Source organism: Hymenobacter sp. HDW8 (assembly GCF_011305775.1).
GTDB lineage: Bacteria > Bacteroidota > Bacteroidia > Cytophagales > Hymenobacteraceae > Hymenobacter > Hymenobacter radiodurans.
The window spans coordinates 965,980-986,463 of sequence record NZ_CP049907.1; the positions used below are offsets into that span (position 1 = coordinate 965,980).

General features: G+C 51.8%; 13 protein-coding genes and 2 pseudogenes. 7 read left to right on the forward strand and 8 right to left on the reverse strand.

Features of this window, described 5'->3' with window-relative positions; genetic code table 11:
• Positions 1-6: 6 nt before the first annotated feature.
• Together ilvD and G7064_RS04070 are read right to left on the reverse strand one after the other, a co-directional pair.
• Positions 7-1,679 (reverse strand): annotated as a pseudogene (gene ilvD / locus G7064_RS04065) (dihydroxy-acid dehydratase).
• Positions 1,680-1,725: 46 nt separating this feature from the next.
• A complete protein-coding gene (locus tag G7064_RS04070) occupies positions 1,726-2,631 on the reverse strand; it encodes a branched-chain amino acid transaminase (protein ID WP_166072560.1) in 906 nt (301 codons plus the stop codon).
• 456 nt (positions 2,632-3,087) lie between these two features.
• Between G7064_RS04070 and G7064_RS22195 the strand changes: the two genes are divergently transcribed.
• Together G7064_RS22195 and G7064_RS22200 are read left to right on the forward strand one after the other, a co-directional pair.
• Positions 3,088-3,927, forward strand: coding sequence for a hypothetical protein (locus G7064_RS22195; protein WP_240935715.1), 840 nt, complete (start codon positions 3,088-3,090; stop codon positions 3,925-3,927).
• Positions 3,810-4,655: a tetratricopeptide repeat protein gene (locus G7064_RS22200; protein WP_240935717.1), complete on the forward strand. Its 846-nt coding sequence runs from the start codon at positions 3,810-3,812 to the stop codon at positions 4,653-4,655. The genes G7064_RS22195 and G7064_RS22200 overlap by 118 nt, the downstream gene beginning before the upstream one ends.
• Positions 4,656-4,797: 142 nt before the next feature.
• Here G7064_RS22200 and G7064_RS04080 read toward each other — a convergent pair whose 3' ends face one another.
• From G7064_RS04080 to G7064_RS04105, 6 genes and pseudogenes are all read right to left on the reverse strand, one after another.
• A complete protein-coding gene (locus tag G7064_RS04080) occupies positions 4,798-6,525 on the reverse strand; it encodes a CotH kinase family protein (protein WP_166072561.1) in 1,728 nt (575 codons plus the stop codon).
• Between the two features lie 378 nt (positions 6,526-6,903).
• Positions 6,904-7,980: a metallophosphoesterase gene (locus tag G7064_RS04085; RefSeq protein WP_166072562.1), complete on the reverse strand. Its 1,077-nt coding sequence runs from the start codon at positions 7,978-7,980 to the stop codon at positions 6,904-6,906.
• 235 nt (positions 7,981-8,215) lie between these two features.
• Positions 8,216-8,653 carry a hypothetical protein gene (locus G7064_RS04090; protein ID WP_166072563.1) on the reverse strand — a complete coding sequence of 146 codons (438 nt, stop codon included), beginning with the start codon at positions 8,651-8,653 and terminating at the stop codon, positions 8,216-8,218.
• 14 nt (positions 8,654-8,667) lie between these two features.
• Entirely contained in the window at positions 8,668-10,200 is a 1,533-nt protein-coding gene (locus tag G7064_RS04095; protein WP_166072564.1) for an alpha/beta hydrolase family protein, read from the reverse strand.
• A gap of 130 nt (positions 10,201-10,330) precedes the next feature.
• Complete coding sequence (locus G7064_RS04100; protein ID WP_166072565.1) at positions 10,331-11,683, reverse strand: sensor histidine kinase; 1,353 nt, start codon at positions 11,681-11,683, stop codon at positions 10,331-10,333.
• Positions 11,673-13,054, reverse strand: a pseudogene (locus G7064_RS04105) (sigma-54-dependent transcriptional regulator). The gene G7064_RS04100 and the pseudogene G7064_RS04105 overlap by 11 nt, the downstream one beginning before the upstream one ends.
• A gap of 316 nt (positions 13,055-13,370) precedes the next feature.
• Between G7064_RS04105 and G7064_RS22205 the strand changes: the two are divergent.
• The 5 genes from G7064_RS22205 to G7064_RS04125 all read left to right on the forward strand — a co-directional run bounded on the left by G7064_RS22205 (position 13,371) and on the right by G7064_RS04125 (position 20,393).
• The gene (locus G7064_RS22205) at positions 13,371-13,574 is read left to right on the forward strand and encodes a hypothetical protein (protein WP_240935718.1); all 204 of its coding nucleotides are present in this window, start codon (positions 13,371-13,373) and stop codon (positions 13,572-13,574) included.
• On the forward strand, positions 13,574-14,629 hold the full coding sequence (locus tag G7064_RS04110; RefSeq protein ID WP_240935720.1) for an efflux RND transporter periplasmic adaptor subunit: 1,056 nt from the start codon (positions 13,574-13,576) through the stop codon (positions 14,627-14,629). Before G7064_RS22205 ends, G7064_RS04110 begins: the two co-directional genes overlap by 1 nt.
• 75 nt (positions 14,630-14,704) lie before the next feature.
• A complete protein-coding gene (locus G7064_RS04115; RefSeq protein ID WP_166072567.1) occupies positions 14,705-15,394 on the forward strand; it encodes an ABC transporter ATP-binding protein in 690 nt (229 codons plus the stop codon).
• 55 nt (positions 15,395-15,449) lie between these two features.
• Positions 15,450-17,816, forward strand: a complete 2,367-nt coding sequence (locus G7064_RS04120; RefSeq protein ID WP_166072568.1) for an ABC transporter permease — start codon at positions 15,450-15,452, stop codon at positions 17,814-17,816.
• Between the two features lie 144 nt (positions 17,817-17,960).
• Positions 17,961-20,393, forward strand: coding sequence for an ABC transporter permease (locus G7064_RS04125; RefSeq protein ID WP_166072569.1), 2,433 nt, complete (start codon positions 17,961-17,963; stop codon positions 20,391-20,393).
• Positions 20,394-20,484: the final 91 nt, after the last annotated feature.

Sequence of the window (20,484 nt, forward strand, 5' to 3'; positions counted from 1 at the left end):
GTTTGCTTATAAATCGGTGATGCACCCCTCACTGGCGGAGCCCACGGTGCGGATATACTTGCGCAGCACGCCCCGGGGGCTTTCTCAGCAGGTGGCGTCCATTGGGCCCGGCGGGTCGCCAGTTCCGTGTCATCCACAAGCACACTGATCGTGTTGTTGGCGGCATCCAGCACCACCTGGTCGCCGTTGCGGACCAGCGCGATGGGGCCTCCGTCGTAGGCCTCGGGGCACACATGACCGATAACAAAGCCGTGGGTGCCGCCTGAAAAGCGGCCGTCGGTTACCAGCGCTACTTTGTCGCCTAAGCCAGCCCCGATGATGGCCGATGTTGGCTTCAGCATCTCGGGCATACCGGGTCCGCCTTTCGGACCTACGTATCGGATAATCACCACCTGGCCGGCTGCTACTTTGCCCTGGGTCAGGCCTTCGTTCAGTTCTTCTTCCGAATCAAACACGCTGGCTGGGCCCACGAACTTTGTCCCTTCCTTGCCCGTTATTTTAGCCACTGCGCCTTCGGGGGCTAGGTTGCCGTACATAATCTGGATGTGGCCGTCGGCTTTAATGGGGTTGGAAAACGGCCGCAGCAAGTCCTGCTCTTCGCCCAAGGCAGCTATTCCAGCCAGGTTCTCCGCCAAAGTTTTGCCCGTTACGGTCGGCAGGTCGCCGGTCAGCAGCCCCTCGTTGAGCAGGGTTTTCAGCACGGCCGGAATGCCCCCCAGCGCCGACAAATCTTCCATCAGATACTTACCGCTGGGCTTGAGGTCGGCCAGCATGGGCACCCTATTGCTGACCTGCTGAAAGTCACGCAACGTCAGCTTCACGCCTGCCGCGTCGGCAATGGCGATGAGGTGAATAACGGCGTTGGTGGAGCCCCCCAGCGCGGTGATAAGCACCATGGCGTTTTCGAAAGCTTCGCGCACCAGAATATCGCGCGGCTTGATGTCCTTTTCCAGCAAACGCAGCAGGTACTCGCCCGTGTGCAGGCATTCCTCCCGCTTGGCCGCACTCACCGCCGGCGCCGACGAGGAATACGGCACCGACATGCCCAGTACTTCCGCCGCCGAGGCCATGGTGTTGGCCGTGTACATGCCCCCGCACGCGCCCGGTCCGGGGCAGGCATTACGGATGATGCCGGTGTAGTCTTCGTCCGAAATCTGGCCCTGCAGCTTCTTACCGTAAGCCTCAAAGCACGAGACGATGTTGAGCTGCTGGCCCTTAAAATTGCCCCCCTTGATGGTGCCGCCGTACACCATGAGCGAGGGACGGTTCAGGCGCGCCATGGCCATGAGCGAGCCGGGCATGTTTTTGTCGCAGCCCACCACGCAGGCCAGCGCATCGTAGTTGTGCGCGGCGGCCATGGCCTCCACGGAATCGGCAATTATCTCCCTCGAAACCAGGGAATAACGCATGCCCGGCGTGCCATTGGTAATGCCGTCGCTCACGCCAATTGTATTGAACCGCAGTCCCACCATGCCGTGCGCGCCCACCCCTTCCTTCACCTGGTCGGCCAGCCCGTTCAGGTGCATGTTGCAGGTGTTGCCATCGAAGCCAGTGGAGCAAATTCCCACAAACGGCTTGCGCAAATCCGCCTCCGACAGGCCGGAGCCAATCAGCATGGCTTGCGAGGCAGGCAGGCTGTCGTCTTGGGTATAAATGCGGCTGTAAGGATTGAGAGCCATTAGTGGTGAAGTTGTGAGAGGTGAGAGGTGAGTCAGGTTGTTTTTTTTACTCGCTTCCCACTTCTTGCTGCTCGCTTTCAATAAATTGACCCGTTACCAACGCCTGGTAGCGGCGCGCAAGTAGGGCTCCGATGGTATCCTGGTAGGGCGTCTCAAACACGACTTCATCCACGGAAGACACGCCGATTACCTCGGCGGCGGTGCCGGTCATGAAGGCACCGGTGGCGCCTTGTAGCGCAGCGGGCGTGAAGAAATTTTCGTGCACCGTAATACCCGCTTCCCGCGCCAAATCGATGATGGTATTGCGGGTGATGCCGCGCAGAATGCTACCGGCCGGCGCGGTGTACAGCTCGCCGTTTTTCTCGAAGAAGAAATTGGCCCCCGGTCCTTCGGCCACGTAGCCGTTCATATCCAGCAGCAGTGCTTCGTCGTAGCCGCGGCCTTTGGCCTCAGAACTGGCAATGATGGAGTTGACGTAGTGGCCGGATATTTTGGCCTCAATCGGCACCGCTTTCGGATTGGGCCGCTCGTAGGGCGAAATAGTCAGGCGCAGGCTCTGGTCGCCGAGGTATTTGCCCCACTCCCACACGGCCATCAGCAGGTTGCTGCTGCTCGCGCATTTCAGACTCATATTGGGCGTGCCAGCGTACACCAATGGCCGGATGTAGGCGTCAGCCAGGCCGTTTTTCTCCAGTAGTTGATAGCTAATCTGAATGAGCTCCTCCACCGAATAAGGCAGTGGCATTCCCACGGTATCGCACGAGTACGCCAGCCGCTCGTAGTGCTCACGGGCCTTAAAAATCTGGGAACCCTGGGGGGTATTATAGGCTCTGACACCTTCAAAAACGGCATATCCGTAGTGCAACGATTGCGCATAGACACTACAGGTAGCTTGATCGGCCTGAACAAACTCACCATCAACAAAAGCGACAGTGTTTTCCTTGAAATACATAGAAGCGGTGAATTTGAGTTAAGTGGTCAGCAGTAAAAAGCCTTCCTGAGCGCGGGGCTTAGAAAGGCTTGTTCTTGAAAAACAGAAGTAGCTCCTTCAGCCCAGCGGCAGCTGAATAATGACCAGAATGACGACCAGGACGGTAAAAAGCATGGCGGCTGGAGCGGTGGCGTTGTTGATGCGTGCAGGAAAGTGGAGCCCAACTATGCACGTAAGTTCATTTGAGTTGTCGGTCAGGACGAGCAGCTGGCAGGCAATAAGCAGGTGCTGCTTTCTGTTTAGCTTGCGATGCTACTGTGCACTTTGGTTAAGTGTCGCAGTTTGCTTGAAAGCGGGTACTGCATTGCTGTAAGCTGCACGCAAGTAGCACCGTCGGTTTAGTGGGCTAAAAACAAATTTCAGTTTAACCACTATTTCCAAATGCGACTTTTTAATATATAAACATCTCTTTGACAGATGTTTATCAAACAACAGAATACAATGCCTAACGAAAGCCTTGACCCGGTTTTTCAGTTAATTAAGTCCTTAACTCGCTCCGAAAAGCGGCACTTTCGACTATTTACCAACCGGCAAGGCTCCAACGAAGGCTTGAAATTTCTTCAGCTTTTCGACGCCCTAGACGAGCAGGCGCGCTACGACGAGGAGCGCGTGCTGACGGAAGTACCCGCCATCAAAAAGGTGCAGCTGGCCAACCTGAAAGCCAACTTATACAAGCAAATGCTGGCCAGCCTGCGCCTCTACCACTTGGGCCAGAACCTGGATATCCAGCTGCGCGAACAGCTCGATTATGCCCGCGTCCTCTACAATCGGGGTCTGTATCAGCAGAGCCTGAAGATGCTGGAGAAAGTGAAAGTGGCGGCGCACCACGCCGAAATGCCCCACATTGCGCTGCTTGCTCTCGACTTCGAGAAGCTCATTGAGTCGCAGTATATCACGCGCAGCTTGCGTGGCAAGGCCGAAAACTTATCGGCGGAGGTACGAGACACGGTGGCCCACCTGACGCAGGAACACGAGCTTTCCAACCTGTCGCTGCGCATGTACGGGCTGTATCTGAAAATCGGCCACGCCCGCAACCAGGAAGACTCCGAAAGCATCACTAAGCTTTTCCGGGAGGCCGTAGCCGGGGTTGATTTGACGGCGGGGGCTTTTTTGAGAAGCTGTACTATTATCAGGCGCAGGTGTGGTACCACACCATCACCCAGAACTTTCGCGCCTGCTACCGCTACGCGCAGAAGTGGGTCGATCTGTTTGCCGAGTATCCGGGCCAGCAGGAGCAGCAGTTCATGCTCTACCTGAAGGGCCTGCACAACCTATTGATTTCGCTCTTCAACCTGCAGTATTACAGCAAGTTCAGCGAGGTACTGCATACCCTGGAGGCGCTGGCCAACGATCCCGACCGGCGCCCGAGCCCCAACACGGATATGCTGCTGTTCCTGTACGTGTACACCAACCGCATCAATGCTTACTTCATGCGTGGGCGCTTCACCGAGGGCCTCACCATCATCCCCGAGCTACTCGACAACCTCAGCCACTTTCGCCAGCAGCTCGACCCGCACCGACGGCTGGTGTTTTACTACAAAATTGCCAGCCTGTATTTCGGTAGCGGTAACCACGATAAGGCCATCGATTACCTAACCAAAGTCATTCAGTACAAGGACGTAAGCTTGCGCGAAGACATTCAGTGCTTCGCCCGTATCCTCAACCTGATTGCCCACTACGAGGCCGGCCGCGACGAGGATCTGGAGTATCAGATCAAGTCGGTGTATCGGTTTTTGGGTAAGATGAACGAGCAGCAGCAGATGCAGGTGGCCATTTTCCAGTTTCTACGCAATCTCGGCGACGTGGCGCCTTCTCAGCTGAAAGAGGCGTTTGTGCAGCTCAAGGAACAGCTTATTCGCATTGCCGCCAACCCGTTTGAACGGCGCCCATTTCTCTACCTCGACATTATTTCCTGGCTGGAAAGTAAGATTGAAAACGTGCCCGTGCAGGAGATTATTCAGCGTAAGTTTCTATTGTTGAAATAACTATTACCCAGCCATTATATAGCAGTTGTGGCAGCTTCAACAAAAAGCCCCCACGCTCTCGTGGGGGGCTTTTTTGTTGAAGCTGCTTACTTAACTTTGATATAAGCTAAGTAGGTATCGTATAGCACTTTACTGGTCTTTACTATTGCACTAATAGTTTCTGTGTCCTTATATTTTTATCACTTTTCACAGTGGCTACATACAAGCCTTTACGTAAAGTGTGAATAGCAATCTTATTTGTTTTACCAACTAAAGAAGACTTAAATACTACTTTACCATTCAAATCCTGAATAATTAATTCAGAAGGCATTGAATCAAAAGTAACTATCAGATAGTCGCTAGCGGGGTTAGGATAAATTTGAAAAACGGCATCCGCCTCTTTCGTAGAAGTACTTAAAACGACATCTGAAGAAACCAGCACATTCCCAAAAGCTACATCCAGATATTCTAATCTATTTTTCAACCAAGTATTAATATAGGTTAGTTGCGCTTCGTTTTGCTCAAATGCATTCCATGTAATTCGCTCACGCTCGTACACGTTATTATTTAAGAGATAATCGTAATCTCTCCTAAACTTAGACATAATAAATTCTTCAGTAATTACGGTTGCTCTTAGCTCAGCCCACCGGCGATTTAAAGCAACTCGGAAGCCATTAGCTGAGCGGTCTTGCATCAAACGATCATAAAATCCATTTGACAGAATATCGTTTGTAACATTTATATCCCACCCTTGCCAATCAGTACCAAATACCCCATCAAGATCCCACGGAACATAATAATATGGTTCGTCAGTTTTATATTTTGCGATATAAATATTCTTACCAGTATTATCCGCGGCTCTGGATAAATTTAGAAAAATAAAATAATCGACCGCGTTATTAAAACTAAACTTTTTCTGGTAGTCACGATAAAATTCCTCGTTTGGGCTATTCTTTACAAAATCTACGAAAGCGTAAATCTTAGACCAATCGGTTTCTTCTTCAGGGTGCTTATACTCAAATCCTCCCCAGAGCAAGTTTTTGTTGTCGAAGGGTGGCAAAGCAGTGAAAGTTACAGCTCCACCCCAGTTGTCGCCTTTATATAACTCGCCCTTTATGCCATTGCTGTATTTCTTCAGCTTTAATTGCTTGCGGTCTACCCGTTCACTTAATGCATATACCCCTTTATATTCCTCATTCACAAAAAGTTCGACATAGACCATATCTATACCGTTCTTAGCTTCGGGCTCTTTGTCTTTATAATATATCTGATGAATATTCTGCCACAATTCATTTGATATCTTGCTTCTTATCCGCAATGGCTCATTATACATAGCCTGCAAATTCCATTTATTATCCGTGCGCATTTGCAACAGACGCACGTCACGGTCTTCAGCAGTTATAGTATCAGTCAGGAAGCCTATTTCGTACGATTTCTTTGGAAATGTTTGCGAAAATGCTCCTCTGATTTCAATATCTATTGCCGATTCAGTAACTACGCCCGTTTGCTCCGACATAGAGAAGCCAGCATAAATACTTGGGCTGTCTACTATTTCCTTCTTAGCGCCAATTTCAATTACAGGAAGCTGAGTAAAATACAAGCTATAAACTTGCTCCTCAAATTTTACCCGATAAGAGCTGTTCGTACTTAAAGATGCAACTGGCTCTATAAAACTGTACTTTTTATCAAGAACAATTTCATTAATATTTCCTTCTCCATTCGTATTAATATCACTAATATTCTGATTAACAAGTATGAGATCTTTTTTTTCGTCAACGTGGTAGAACTTCGCAGGAACCGTGAGACTAACACTTGCTAACGTATCTATAGTGGCAACTGCTATAAGAATAAATATACTAGTCAGGCTCTTCGTGGTAAAGCGTTTTTGCATAATCAGCTTGTGTTAAGTTCGGAAAGGGTAACGTAGGAGTATGGTTATATAACTGAACCCAGCTATTAAAAAGCATGCCAGAAAGCTGTTTTATATAATTAAAATAAGAAATCAATAGTAGTTAGGTAAGTCATTGTATTTCAAGTATATACTTAGCTTTATATTCAAATAGTCTCTTCGTAGAGCCCGATCCTAAGTTGACATCTGGTATTAAGAGCTTCACGATCAACTGTTGGTTGCATGCCGCATTTATACTGCTGGCTGCCCAAAATGCTACTATGCATAGGCTTGGGCTCAATCTCTCAGGGCACAAAAAAGCAGCATGCCAACTGAGGCTATATCTAACCCCATTTAGGCATGCTGCTAACAAGCAATGTATTAGTATGCTACGGCGCGGGTTACAAGAGAGAAGTCGCTACCAAGCAATTGTACATAGTAGACCCCAGCGGGTAAAGCAGCGTCACGCTGCCACGTGAGCCGGTGCCGACCAGCTTTTACTACGCCTTGCTGTAAAGTAGTTACCTCCTGACCAAGCGTATTCAAGATTCGCACCTTCACTTCAGCAGTATTGGGCAGCGAAAATTCAATCTGGGTGGCATCCTGAAAAGGATTGGGGCTAACCGGATATAACGCAGGCACAGTAATGGGGGCCGGCCGTAATATATAGGTATCCTTGAGTTCGTGGCGCCGGGTAAAAAATTGAAACACAAGACTATCCGGCGTGGCATTCAGGAGCATCGCCCCGTAGTTGGCAGCATAAACCGCCTGGCTTTGGGGTAAGGGCTGCTTATTAATGGCATTTACACTACGCCCACCCAAACCATTCACAAAATATGGTAACCCGTCCACCATCAAACGCTCATAGTGGTGGTCGTGGCCAGCCAATACCGCTGAGGCGCCCCACTCGCGGTAGGGCCATTGCATAACTTCGGTGCTACCATGGTGGCCCGACGACGAGTATGGCGCATGATGCAGATACACTATTTTCCAGCGCGCTGAAGAAGCAGCCAACCGCTTTTTTAGCCATTGGGCCTGCACCGAGTTAGCATCTATGCCATCAGGCTCGGCAGGGTCACTATTGATGGCAAAAAGGTGCACATCGCCGCGGACAAAATCATAGTAGCGCCCATTGCCGGGCAACGTAAAATAGTCTCGATAGGGCTCCCCATTCGAAGTGTAATAGTCGTGGTTGCCCAGCGAGGGAAAAAACCGATTGGTGGAGGCACTGGGACCGTAGCGCCCTTTGTACTTATGAATGTACGCGTGATAATACTGGCCAATGTTCTGATCGATGGTAGCCGAGTCGCCCAGCTCGTAGTTATTGTCGCCCAACGTAATTATGAACTCCGGGTCCCAACTTTTCACTAGGTCCGCTACCTCCTTCTCAGCCCGTCCGGCATACCCATAATCGCCGATGGCCGCAAATCGTTGCCCATAACTAAGCTGAGCCAGCACACAGAGGCAACAAACGAGTAGAACGCGGTGCAAAACCTCAAGAAAACGAAATGACATGAAGCTGGTATGATGTATAGTGAGGTACACGTCTGCAAAAGTACCTTCAGGTATTGAAACTAGTTTCCAGCTCTTTTATCGATCCCGCCGCATAAAATTAATTCAATTTTCTTGCCACGGTCGAGCTCAAAACACGAAAAGATTGGTTTTAGACTCCCCCGCCACATCTACGACAGGTTTAGCGCACGTCACGGCGATGAAGACGTTGGGGGCCAATTACTGCCGCCAGATCTGCTAAATCGTAGTAGCGCAATACCTGGGGTAGCACCAAGGAGTACCAATCTTTACGTGTAGGCTGAGTCAGAATTTCGTGAAAAGAACTGGGTAAATCACTTATTTCTAATCGGGTAATTTGGGGCGACAGCACGGCCGCGTGTAGTGCTACCGGCGCAGCCCGCCCGTTAGCATAAACCTCAATGGGCAAGGCATTGAAACGATTATCCTGCCGGATAAAGCTTAGCACCGAGAACACATCCTCAACGCGCTGCCCCAGCAATGGCCGCCCTAAGTGCAGCGCCAGCAATGCCGGGCGGTATTCGCGGTTGTAATACTTAGGGTCGTTGAACGCCGCCGGATCAGTAGTTTCGCCCAGCCCGCGCAGATCTACGAGCAGCACGGCAGCCCGCTCTTTCAGATATTGGGCAACCAGATTGGCGCTATCAGCAAGTGTAGCCTTGCCTTTGTCGGGTAGCCAGATAATGACCTTGCTGGGGGCAAATTATTGGGTGGCAGAGCCAGCAAAGCGGGTAAAGGCGGCTGTCCGGCGCGGCGCAGCAACAGCTTACGCATAGCGATGCCTTTGGCCTGCACGCTGCCTTCGGCGGAAGCCTCAACAGGAGGTACGATGACCGTAGCTTCAGGCAAGGCCAATACGTGTCGGATCGCAGCCGTGAGGCTAGCATAGGTAAGGGGCTGGCGCCGAGAAGCCAGTTCCTGCGCCTGCCCCAGATACTGCTCCGACAGGGTGCTCTCTTTCGGGAAGGCGGTGTTTACCTGGCCCGTCGCGGTGCAGTTCAGCTGCTCAGCCGACAGGGTAGCCAAGTTGTTTTCCGGCACCAGTTGACCATCATCGCGTAGCCAGCGCCGAAACCACGCAACAGCGACCTCCCGCTTCGGCTTAGAAATTCCATGTCCGTCGTCGTAGGTAAACAGGTTGACTCGACTCGGTTTTTCGAGTTCAGTGTATACTTGCTTTAGCTCGTGATACGCAGTTTGGATACTGGCATAATCAATGAAATCATAGCGACCAGCTAGGAGCAGCAAGGGCTTGGGCGCGAACATGATAGGCCACTCAGCTATATCGAGGCCAGCTTGGCCGGCACCGGGAATCTGTACGCAGCCATCGGCGGGGCCGGTAAGCTCCAGATTTCTCTCGCCGCTGGCTACGTAGCTGCACAGCGCAGCCACCTTCACCCGCGGATCATATCCAATGAAATAGGCAGTTTGCGTAGCGCCCCCCGAGTTGCCGATGCAGCCGATACGGTCGGGGTCGACCTCGCGGCGGGTGAGCAGGTAATCGAGGCCGCGCACATTATCCCACAGCTGAGCAGCGGGTACGCTCGTACCTACCAAGGCCGCGCCACCATTGAGCAGAGTGTGCTCAGTGGTGCCACCGCGGGTAAGCGGCTTGCCGGTGGCATCGGTAAGTTGGTATCGCTCACCCTGAGAAATCGGGTCGATGACCAGCACCACGAAGCCATTTTGAGCAAAGAGTATGGCTGTTTTTTGGTACGACTCGGTGGCTTTGGCGGTGGCTTCGTGGCCACAAAAAAGCAGTACGGCGGGCCACTTGCCTTTGCCTTTGGGTACATATAAGTTGGCCGTAACGTGGTGGCGGGGTGTGCTTTCGTAAATGATTTTCTCCACCAGGTAGCCGGCACGCTCAATTTTGCCCCCCACATGTGCTTTGAGCGGTGTACGGGCCGGCAGTGGGCCTAAGAGGCGGCGGTAGCGCGCCCGAACAGTATCCTGATACGCCTGCATGGCCGCGCCCGACTTTAAAGCAGCCGCAAAAGCGGCCCGGCGCTGGTCGGATTGCTGATGAAGCTGCTGAATCAGGTAGGTATTGAGCGTAGTTGGCGCCTTCCAGTCAATGACGTTGTAAGGCACTTGGGCGCGAGCGGCCCCGTTAAGCAGCCATCCGCACAGCACGGAAAGCAGCAAAATCCTCCCGAAGGATAGTCGATTACATTGATTGGCCACTCTTAAAGTTACCGAAAGCCAACCATTAAATAGTAAGAAAAAAGACCCGAAAACCGTCGCTTTCAAGCCTTCAAGAAAAGGGAATAATCTTCTAAAATAACAGCCGAAAAATACTGCCTGCTTCCTCCACCGATTGCACCTGAATGCTGCCCTTGTGCAAGTGCATGATCTGCTTGGCCAAACTCAGCCCAATCCCCGAACCACTTTTGTGAGTAGTGAAAAATGGGATGAAAATACTGTCCAGCAAGTCGGCTGGGATACCAATGCCATTATCAATCACCTCCAGAACAACGCGCTCTTTCTCATCGGTATATGCCACAAGTTGGATTTGAGGCTGAGCGCGCTCCTTCACGGCGTGGGCAGCATTAAGCACTAAGTTGATGAGCACTTGCTCCATCAAATGACTATCGGCTTGCAAGAGCAAGTCTTGCGGCTTCACCGATAGCACCAATTCGATCTTCTCTTCAGCTAGCGAACGCGCCAGCAGGGCCTGCACACTACTAAAAAGCTCCTGCACATAAATGGTGGTCAGAAGTGGGGTGGTGATCTTGCTGAAATTGCGGTAGACCTGAGCAAAATTCAACAGGCCCTCGCTGCGGTGCTGAATGATGCCGATTCCCTCTTCTACATCATCCAGTAAGTCTAAGTCGTGCAGAGAAGGGTCTGAGCCTTTGGCTTTCTCGAGCTGCACGTGGCGGCGCAAGGTATCCGCTAGAGAAGCAATAGGCGCCACGGAATTCATGATTTCGTGGGTCATCACGCGAAGCAGTTTCTGCCACGCCTCGGTTTCGGTTTCGTCGAGGGCATGACTGACATTTTTGAAGGCAATAAGCGTGAATTCGCGGCCGTGGAGCCTGAAAGACGTGGCCGACAATAAGAGCTGGAGCGTTTTCTGGCCCACCGTCAATTTCACCACTACGGGGCTGCCGGGGGCCAACTGCGTGATGGCGTGATAAAGATCCTCATAGCGCTTTTGGAGAGCCTGAATAGTGCGCAGATAGGGCAGCTCCAACGTCTGCTTAAACGACTCATTCATCCATTCTACGTGGCCTTCATCGTCGTAGGAAATAATGCCGGTATCGATCAGTTCTAGTACCGTTTGTAGGTACGTGAACTGCGCTTCCTTCTCCGCACTTAGCTGCCGAAAAGTGGTATTGAGTTGATTGAAAGCCGAATACAACTGCCTCAGGGCTGGGTTGGCGTGCGCTTCGTTGAAGTGCTGTGAAAAGTCGCGGTACCGCACGGCCAGCAGGAAATTAGCCAGCTCCTTGTTGCTGCGCGTCACGTAGCGGGTCAACTCTAGCACTAGCACAACTACCAGCAAGCCGGCAAAAACTACCGGCGCATAAGTGCCTCGGTGCCCGTAATACACCGCTGCGTACAGCAAAACCAGGATGCCCAGCAGCCGGAAGAAAATACCGATTTCGAGCCGTTTAAAGGTCATGCTTTTCCAGACGGCGGTAGAGGGCGGTGCGGGTAAGGCCGAGCTCTTTGGCCGCCTTGGTAATGTTTCCATTGTGGCGCTCAATTACCCGCAGAATCGTGTTCTTCTCTATCTCATTCAGCTGCAACGGACCATCGGCGAAATCCGGCAGAAATTGCCCCCCAACGGGTCGTGGCGTTTCCATCGCGGAGAAGCTAAAGTCTTGAGGGCGTAGCACCTGCCCTTCGGCCAAGATAACGGCGCGCTCCACGGCGTGTTGCAGCTCGCGAATGTTGCCGGGCCAACGATGCTGCTGAAGCTTCTTGAGCGTAGCCGGCTCAAATTCGGGGCGAGGCTTGTGGTTGCGCGCCGCATACAAGCCCGCGAAATGCTGGGCCAGCATGAGTATATCATCGCCGCGGTCGCGCAGGGGGGCAAGGTTATTTCAACCGTGTTGATGCGGTAAATCAAGTCTTTGCGAAACTGGTTCTTGGCCGCCAGCTCATAAATAGGCACGTTGGTAGCCGAGATAAGCCGAATATCAATGGGTACGGGCGTATTGCTGCCTAGTGGAATCACCTGCCGATTTTGCAGAGCGGTGAGCAGCTTGGCTTGCTGGGGCAGTGAGATATTGCCGATTTCGTCCAGAAATAATGTGCCCGTAGAAGCGGCGGCGAACCGCCCTACCCTATCGTCTTTGGCATCAGTAAACGAGCCTTTCTTGTGACCAAAAAGCTCGCTTTCAAAAATGCCTTCGCTCATAGCCGCCAGATCGGCGGTGATAAACGGCTTACTAGCGCGAAACGAGCGCTGATGTAGCGCCTTGGCAGCTAGTTCTTTACCAGTGCCGTTTTCACCTAATAGCAGCACGTTGGCCTCCGTGGGTGCCACTTTCTCGATAGTGTGAAATAGCTCCTGCATGGGCTCCGAGTTGCCCAGCATAGCTATGTCGGCGAAGGAACCGGGGCGCTTAGGCGCTTGGGGCAGCGAACTGGTCTTGGTGGCTTTGTGCTGCAGGGTAGCGTGCAAAGTCTCCAGAAATTTCTCGTTGTGCCAAGGCTTCACAATGAAGTCGGTGGCGCCGGCCTTTAGGGAGCGTACGGCCGTGCTGATTTCGCCGTGAGCGGTAATCATAATTACGGTGGCGTCCTTATCCCGCTCTAGGATGCGGCTCAGCCAATACAAGCCTTCGTTGCCGGTGCCGAGGTTGCTTTTGAAGTTCATGTCTAAGAAGATGACATCGAACGACTGACGGCTCAGCACGGAAAGCAGGTTTTCCGGATTCCGCTCCGTCACTACTTCCTGCACCTCAGTTTTGAGCAGCAGCTTTACCGCGAACAGTACATCACGGTCGTCATCTACTACCAGAACGCGCGCCTTATTAGAAGCCATGGGAACTACTACGAAAGAAGATAAAAGAACCGGCCTACCGATTCAGAATGCTAAGTACCCAATTGCCTACCATAAACTATACTAAATAATAAAATCTCCTTTTCTAGCCTGCTAAGCGCGTTTTTGTTGGCCGTGCCTGCCAAGTTGTATCACTACCGCACACTTAGTTGTATCGAAAGCGAACAGTTCAAGAGGCTACCGGAGGAACACGTTATGTAACTATTTTATAATCAACAACTTAATTAGCTGGCATTATCCTTACTAGAACAGACGACAACGCTTTCACAGAGGCATTCTTCAGCATTTCAACAGTTACATGGACGTTCCCATTCAAAAGAAAACCTGGACACTTCGCAAGCTGCTGCTTTCTGGCGGAATTGTGGTAGTGCTGGCGTTACTGGCGGCGAGCTACTTCTCCACGACGGGCTCCAGCAAGCTCAACGTCGATCCGGAGCGCATCACCATCAGCGAAGTGACTCGGGGGCTTTTCAGGAGTTTATTCCGATTGACGGCACCGTGATGCCCATCAAAACCATTTACCTCGACGCCACTGAAGGCGGCACCGTGAAGCGAGTGCTGGTAGAAGATGGGGCGACGCTCACGCCCGGCCAGCCGATTTTGGAGCTTACCAACACGGACTTGCAGCTGGAAATGGTGAACCGCGAAACAGCCGTGTTTGACCTAATGAATAACCTGCAGAACACGCGCAACCTGATGCAGCAAAACCGCATTCAGCAGCTCAATCAGTTTGCCGATATCGAATTTCGACTGAAGGAAGCCAAGCGGATTTATGAGTTGAATAAGTCGCTGTACGAGCAGAAAGTCATCTCGCGCCAAGAGTTCACCGAGAGCCAGAATAACTACCAGTACCAGGTACGCAAGCGGCAGCTTACCAACCAAACCCTGCAGCAGGATTCGGTGGCGATGCGCCAGCAAGTCAATCAGATGCAGGAGTCGGTGGGGCGCATGCAAAGCAACCTGGCGCTCATGCACAAGAAGATGGATGACCTGACTATTAAAGCGCCCGTGGCCGGCCGGATTACGTCGCTGAATGCGGAAGTGGGCGAGTCGATCGCGCCGGGGCAGCGCATCGGGCAACTGGATATGCTCAACGGCCTAAAGGTGCGCGCCAACATTGATGAGTACTACATCTCGCGCATTTTTCCGGGTCAGAAAGGCGAGTTCATGCTCGACGGCAAACGCTATGAGCTCAGCGTCAAAAAGATATTCACGCAGGTAAATAAAGGCCTGCAGGTAGATCTGGAATTCGTGGGAAATGCCCCCCAGAGCATTCGTCGCGGCCAGACGCTGCAGGTGCGGTTATCCCTGAGCGACCAAACCCAGGCCGTGCGCGTGGCCAAGGGCGGATTCAACCAGAAAACTGGCGGCAACTGGATTTTCAAAGTCAACGAGGACGGCACCAAAGCCTACCGGACCGACATCCGCCTGGGGCGCCAGAACCCGGACTATTACGAAGTACTCGAAGGCCTGAAGCCCGGCGATAAAGTAGTGACCTCCAGCTACGAAGGCTACGAAGATATGGGCGAACTGGTGCTCAAAGACAAAGAGGAATAAAGCCTCCCAGAAGCCCGAATGCAACAAAGAACAACGTCAAAGTAACACGCACAAACCAGCTCAACTACCAGCCTTATGATCCAGATTGAAAACCTCGAAAAAGTGTACCGCACGGAGGAAGTTGAAACCAAAGCGCTCAACAAAGTATCCCTCGTGGTGAACGAAGGGGAGTTTGTGGCCATCATGGGGCCGTCGGGGTGCGGAAAGTCTACTTTACTAAATATCATCGGATTGCTGGATGAGCCCGACGGAGGCAGCATCAAATTCGCCGGAACAGAAATAGCCCATTACAACGAGCGAAAGCGGGCTGATCTGCGCAAGCGCAACCTTGGGTTTGTGTTCCAGAGTTTCAATTTGATTGAGGAGCTCACGGTGCTGGAAAACGTAGAGTTGCCGCTGATTTATCTGGGTGTGGGCGCGGCGGAGCGTAAGGAGAAAGTGGAAAAGGTGCTGGAGAAAATGCAGATCATGCACCGCCGCAACCACTTTCCGCAGCAGCTCTCGGGTGGTCAGCAGCAACGCGTGGCCGTGGCCCGAGCCGTCATAAATGCCCCCCGCCTGATTCTGGCCGACGAGCCGACGGGTAACCTCGATTCGAGCAACGGCAACGAGGTAATGGAACTACTCACGGAGCTTAATGAGGCCGGTACCACCATCATCATGGTGACCCACTCTGAGCACGATGCCCGCTACGCCCACCGCGTCATTCGGCTGCTCGATGGCGAGGTAGTGATGGAGAATGTACACAAACAGTTTACCACCTGATGTGAGGCCACCCAAGGTGGCATTTTGATTCTATCTCTCCCTACTATCCAGCGGCATGATTTGGCATTCTCTACTTCTGATTTACCGCAACTTTCAGCGGTTTAAGACGACGTTTTTGATCAACCTGATTGGGTTATCAACGGGATTGGCGTGTGCCCTAGCTGTGTATCTGTGGGTAAGCGATGAGATGAGTTTTGACAAGTATCACGAGAATGACAGCCGGCTTTTTCGAGTGATGGAAAACCAGCGCACCAATCAGGGAATAAATACCAGTTGGGGCACTCATCCGCTTCTGGCTGAATCACTGCTAGACGAGATGCCGGAAATTGAATATGCCGCTGCCGTTACGCCACCCGGCTTCTTTCCTAAGTTCACACTAGTAAGCAAAGACAAGAATATTCAAGCCGACGGGAAATATGCCGCCAAAAATTTCTTCAACATCTTCTCTTATCCGCTTATTCAAGGCAACGCCAACCAGGTACTAGCAGACAAAAGCGCCATTGTTCTTTCCGAGGCTACAGCTACTGCCTTGTTCGGAAGCCCTAAAAATGCCGTCGGAAAGTCAATTGAATGGCAATTGGCAGGTCTCAAGCAAACCTGCATTATCTCGGGGGTGTTCGGCCCTATTCCCGCTAATTCCTCCGAGCAATTTGATTTCGTGCTGACCTTCGATTCCTTCAAGGATATCATGAAGATGGGACAGCAGATAACGTGGGAAGATATGGGTCCTTTTCATACCTACATCGTGCTGAAGCAAGGTGCTAACGCAGCCAACTTTGAAAGCAAGATTGCGGGGCTGCTGGAGCACAAAAGCGCTAAGAATAAGAATCGCACGCTGTTTATAGAGCCTTACTCTGCTAAGTACCTGTACGGTGAATATGAAAATGGCGTCCAGGCGGGCGGACGCATTGAGTACGTGAAGATGTTTTCTGGCATTGCCCTTTTCGTGCTGCTTATTGCCTGCATCAATTTCATGAACCTGACTACTGCCAAGGCCACGCGCCGAGTAAAGGAAATTGGGGTGAGAAAAACATTGGGAGCCACTCGACTTACGCTGGTCATACACTTCCTAGCCGAGTCCGTGCTAATGGCCTTTCTGGCCTTGTTTGTGGCCGTTACGATAGTGCAGATCGTGCTCCCGCAGTTTAATGAAATAACGGGCAAGCAGTTGGCCCTCGAACTGAAACCCAGCATTATCGGCGGCTTTCTGGGAATCACCTTATTAACGGGGTTGCTGGCAGGCAGCTATCCAGCTTTTTACTTATCGGGGTTTAAGCCGGCAGCTGTATTTAGAGGTACGCTCATCAACTCCGTAGCCAACTTATGGACACGCAAGGCCTTAGTGGTATTCCAGTTTGCGCTGTCGGTACTCTTTATCGTTTGCGTGTTGGTAGTACATCAGCAGATAGCTTATGTGCAGAATAAAAGCCTTGGCTATGATAAGAGCAATATCATTTCTTTCGAAACGGCAGGAAAATCTGCTCAGCAACCCGCTGCATTTCTTGCCGAGATAAAGCGGATACCAGGAGTGGCAAATGCTTCGGGTATGTGGGGCTACTTCGTGAGAGTAGGCCCTAGCGAGTTGGGGGGACCACAACTGGAGTGGGAGGGCAGAAAAACATCCGTGAACAACCTGGCGGTGAATTATGACATGCTGGAAACGCTAGGTATCCAGATCAAGACAGGCCGTAGCTTTTCCCGGCAGTTTCGCTCCGACAGCACCAAGGTTATTGTCAATGAAGCTTTGGTAGCCAGTTTGGGTATGCAAGATCCAGTGGGCAAAGTCCTGGGCAAGGCGCAGATTGTGGGCGTCGTAAAAGACTTTCATTACGAGTCGCTCCACGAAAAAGTAGAGCCCTTCATCTTCCGTTTGGAGCCGCAGGCGGCTGGCACTGTACTAGTGAAACTCGCTCCCCGCCGCGAGCAAGAAACTATCAAAGCTATTCAGCAATTCTACCAGCAATTCAACCCTGGCCTCACCTTCGATTATCAATTTCTGGACGCCGCCTACCAAGCGCAATATGCGTCGGAGAGACGCGTGGCGGTACTCTCCCGCTATTTCGCAGGGCTGGCTATTGTTATCTCCTGTTTTGGTTTGTTGGGCTTAACAGCTTTCGCGGCCGAAAAGAGACGCAAGGAGATAGGAGTCCGCAAGGTGCTAGGAGCCAGCGAATTGAGCATAGTATACCTGCTATCGAGCGACCTCACGAAGTTAGTAATTGTAGCTATAGGCGTAGCCCTTCCCATCAGCTACCTAGTGGTAAGTCAGTGGCTCAACAGCTTCGAGTACCGCATTGAGCTAGAGTTTTGGCATTTCCTAGGAGCTGGATTGCTGGCCTTACTGGTTGCCTGGCTTACTGTTGGAACGCAAGCTGTACGCGCGGCCAGAGTGAACCCGGTCATCTGCTTACGCGACGAATAATAAGGGCGCAGTGCACTCCATCTGCTTTTGAAGTAGCTACTCGAACGGCAATCCATTCGCAGTTCGCTACGGCTAAAAATCACCTTCTGCTTTTGAATTCATTCGGGTCTTTTAGGTCCCGCTACACCTTCACCACTTCTTGCCATGCTTAAGAATTACTTAAACGTTGCTTACCGCAACCTGATCCGGCATAAGGGCTTTTCGTTTCTCAATATCGCTGGCTTGGCCCTAGGCGTCACAGCTTGTTTGCTGATTGGGCTGTTCGTGTACGATGAGCTGCAATATGACAAGTTCGTGCCCAACGGCAACCGGATTTATCGCGTCTATACCCAGCAGACTGGAAGCCACGCGCCCGATATACATAGCTCCGTGTCGCCCATGTTTGCTACTGTCCTAAAGCAGGAATTTCCGGAGGTGGAGCAAACCATGCGCATCCTAATGACGGGCACTAGCCTCAACTTATTAGAGGTCGGTGAGAAAAAGATCTACATAGAAAACGGGCTCTTTGCGGACTCCACCTTTTTTGGGGTTTTTCAGTTGCCCTTCAAATATGGTTCGGCCGCCCATGCTCTAGATGCGCCCACATCGGTGGTGTTGGCTGAGGATGTGGCTCTACGCTTTTTTGGGAATGTAAATCCGGTTGGTAAAGAGCTAAAAATTAGCAAATCGACTTTTTTGGTAACCGGCGTGCTGGAAAATAGTCTGTCCAAGTTCCATTTAAAGATTAACTATATCGTCCCGCTGGCGGCAGCGCAACTGCCCAAGAAGCGTATGGGAAACTGGGGCTGGCAGCAGTTTTATACCTACGTCAAGCTGAAGCCCGGCGCCGATGCAAACCAAACGCAAGCTAAGCTACAGAACTACCTTGTGCAGAAGGTGCAGCCCACGCTCAGCGAAGAGGACCGGCTAACGTCTGTGCCCTATTTGCAGCCTTTATTCGAGGCGCACCTATATTCTTCGAGCTTCAAATACGATCCGGGGGTGAAAGGTAACATCACCTACGTGAAAGCCCTGAGCATCATCGCCGCATTCATTCTTCTGATTGCCGGCTTCAACTTTGTGAACCTGGCCACGGCCAAGTCTATGCAAAGAGCCAAGGAAGTAGGCATCCGCAAAACAATTGGAGCCAGTCAGCAGCAGCTGATGCTCCAGTTTCTGACCGAAACCGTGCTTCTCACGCTGGTGAGCGTGGTGCTGGCTACGGTGCTCACGGCGCTGCTGCTACCCCCACTGAATACCTTTACGGATAAAAGCATGACGTTTGACTTGCTCCGCAGCCCCGCGCTGCTAGGCCTGCTGGCGTTACTGACCGTGGTGGTAGGGCTGGTAGCAGGCTTTTATCCGGCGCTAGTGTTGTCTAGCTTTCAGCCGGTGAAGGTGCTGAAAAGTGCAGTGGTTACGGAGGGAATCTTTGGCCGGGTGCAGTGGCTACGTCACGGGCTGATTGTGGTACAATTCGCCTTGTCGGTATTTCTGATTATCTGCGCCTTGGTGGTATTCAAGCAGGTGTCGTACCTGCACAACAAAGATCTAGGCTTTAATCGTGATCAAATCATGTTCTTTCCCATGCGTGGCGAGAACATGAACAAGCAGTACGAGACCTTCAAAAACGAGCTGCAGCAGGTGCCCGGCGTGGTGTCGACCAGCATTGGTTACGGCTTCCCCGGCGACCAGGTGGCTGGTGATGGTCTCATCGTGCCTACCAACGGCGAGATGAAAGAGCATTCGGTCACGCAACTGATGGTGGACTACGATTACATTAAAACTTTGGGGCTGCAACTGGTCACGGGCCGCGATTTTTCTAAAGAGCTAAGCGACGACAAGGATCACGCCTTCATTATCAATGAAACGGCGGTGAAAGAATTCGGCTTTGGTACGCCACAGCAGGCCATTGGCCAAACAGTGAAATGGACCGTGTGGAGCGACACGAACCCCGATTCATTGAAAGTCGGTAAGATTATCGGCGTGGTAAAAGACTTCCACTACAAAAGCTTGTACGACAAACTAGAGCCGGCCGTGCTCCAAATATTCCCAGCTGCTTACTGGAAAGTGGCCGTGAAGATGAAGGGCGAAAACATCGGCAGCTCGATTGAAGGAGTAAAACAGGTATGGGCCAAGTTCAGCCCTGACAGTCCCATCGAGTACCGGTTTCTAGACGAAAACTTCGATAAAATGTATCAGTCAGAAGACAAACTGCAGACGCTGCTGTGGGTATTTACCGGTGTGGCCATTTTTGTAGCTTGCCTGGGGTTGTACGGTCTGGCTGCCTACGCAGCGGAGCGCCGCAAAAAGGAAATCGGCATCCGGAAAGTGCTGGGCGCCGATGTGTCGACCATTGTGGGTCTGCTGTCTAAAGAGTTCGTAAAGCTGGTGGTTGTGGCGGCTGTCATTGCCTTCCCCGTTGCTTGGCTGGTGATGCGCAACTGGCTGCAGGACTTTGCTTACCGCATCGACATTCCGCTGTGGGCCTTCGTGGCGGCCGGGGTGGCGGCGGCCCTGATTGCTTTCCTGACCATTAGCTATCAGGCTATAAAAGCGGCGACCATCAACCCGATCAAAAACCTGCGCACCGAGTAAGCTTAAACGAATTAAACAGTAAAGGCTCTTGGCAAATGCTCTCTGGGGGCTTTTCCAAGAGCCTTTCGTGTGTAAAAGAAGTACGAATTCC

Bases quoted from the DNA above. Each gene is read 5' to 3' on its own strand.
- G7064_RS04070 (WP_166072560.1), bottom strand. From the start codon at position 2,631: ATGTATTTCAAGGAAAACACTGTCGCTTTTGTTGATGGTGAGTTTGTT.
- G7064_RS22195 (WP_240935715.1), top strand. From the start codon at position 3,088: ATGTTTATCAAACAACAGAATACAATGCCTAACGAAAGCCTTGACCCG.
- G7064_RS04080 (WP_166072561.1), bottom strand. From the start codon at position 6,525: ATGCAAAAACGCTTTACCACGAAGAGCCTGACTAGTATATTTATTCTT.
- G7064_RS04100 (WP_166072565.1), bottom strand. From the start codon at position 11,683: ATGACCTTTAAACGGCTCGAAATCGGTATTTTCTTCCGGCTGCTGGGC.
- G7064_RS22205 (WP_240935718.1), top strand. From the start codon at position 13,371: ATGGACGTTCCCATTCAAAAGAAAACCTGGACACTTCGCAAGCTGCTG.
- G7064_RS04110 (WP_240935720.1), top strand. From the start codon at position 13,574: ATGCCCATCAAAACCATTTACCTCGACGCCACTGAAGGCGGCACCGTG.
- G7064_RS04115 (WP_166072567.1), top strand. From the start codon at position 14,705: ATGATCCAGATTGAAAACCTCGAAAAAGTGTACCGCACGGAGGAAGTT.
- G7064_RS04120 (WP_166072568.1), top strand. From the start codon at position 15,450: ATGATTTGGCATTCTCTACTTCTGATTTACCGCAACTTTCAGCGGTTT.
- G7064_RS04125 (WP_166072569.1), top strand. From the start codon at position 17,961: ATGCTTAAGAATTACTTAAACGTTGCTTACCGCAACCTGATCCGGCAT.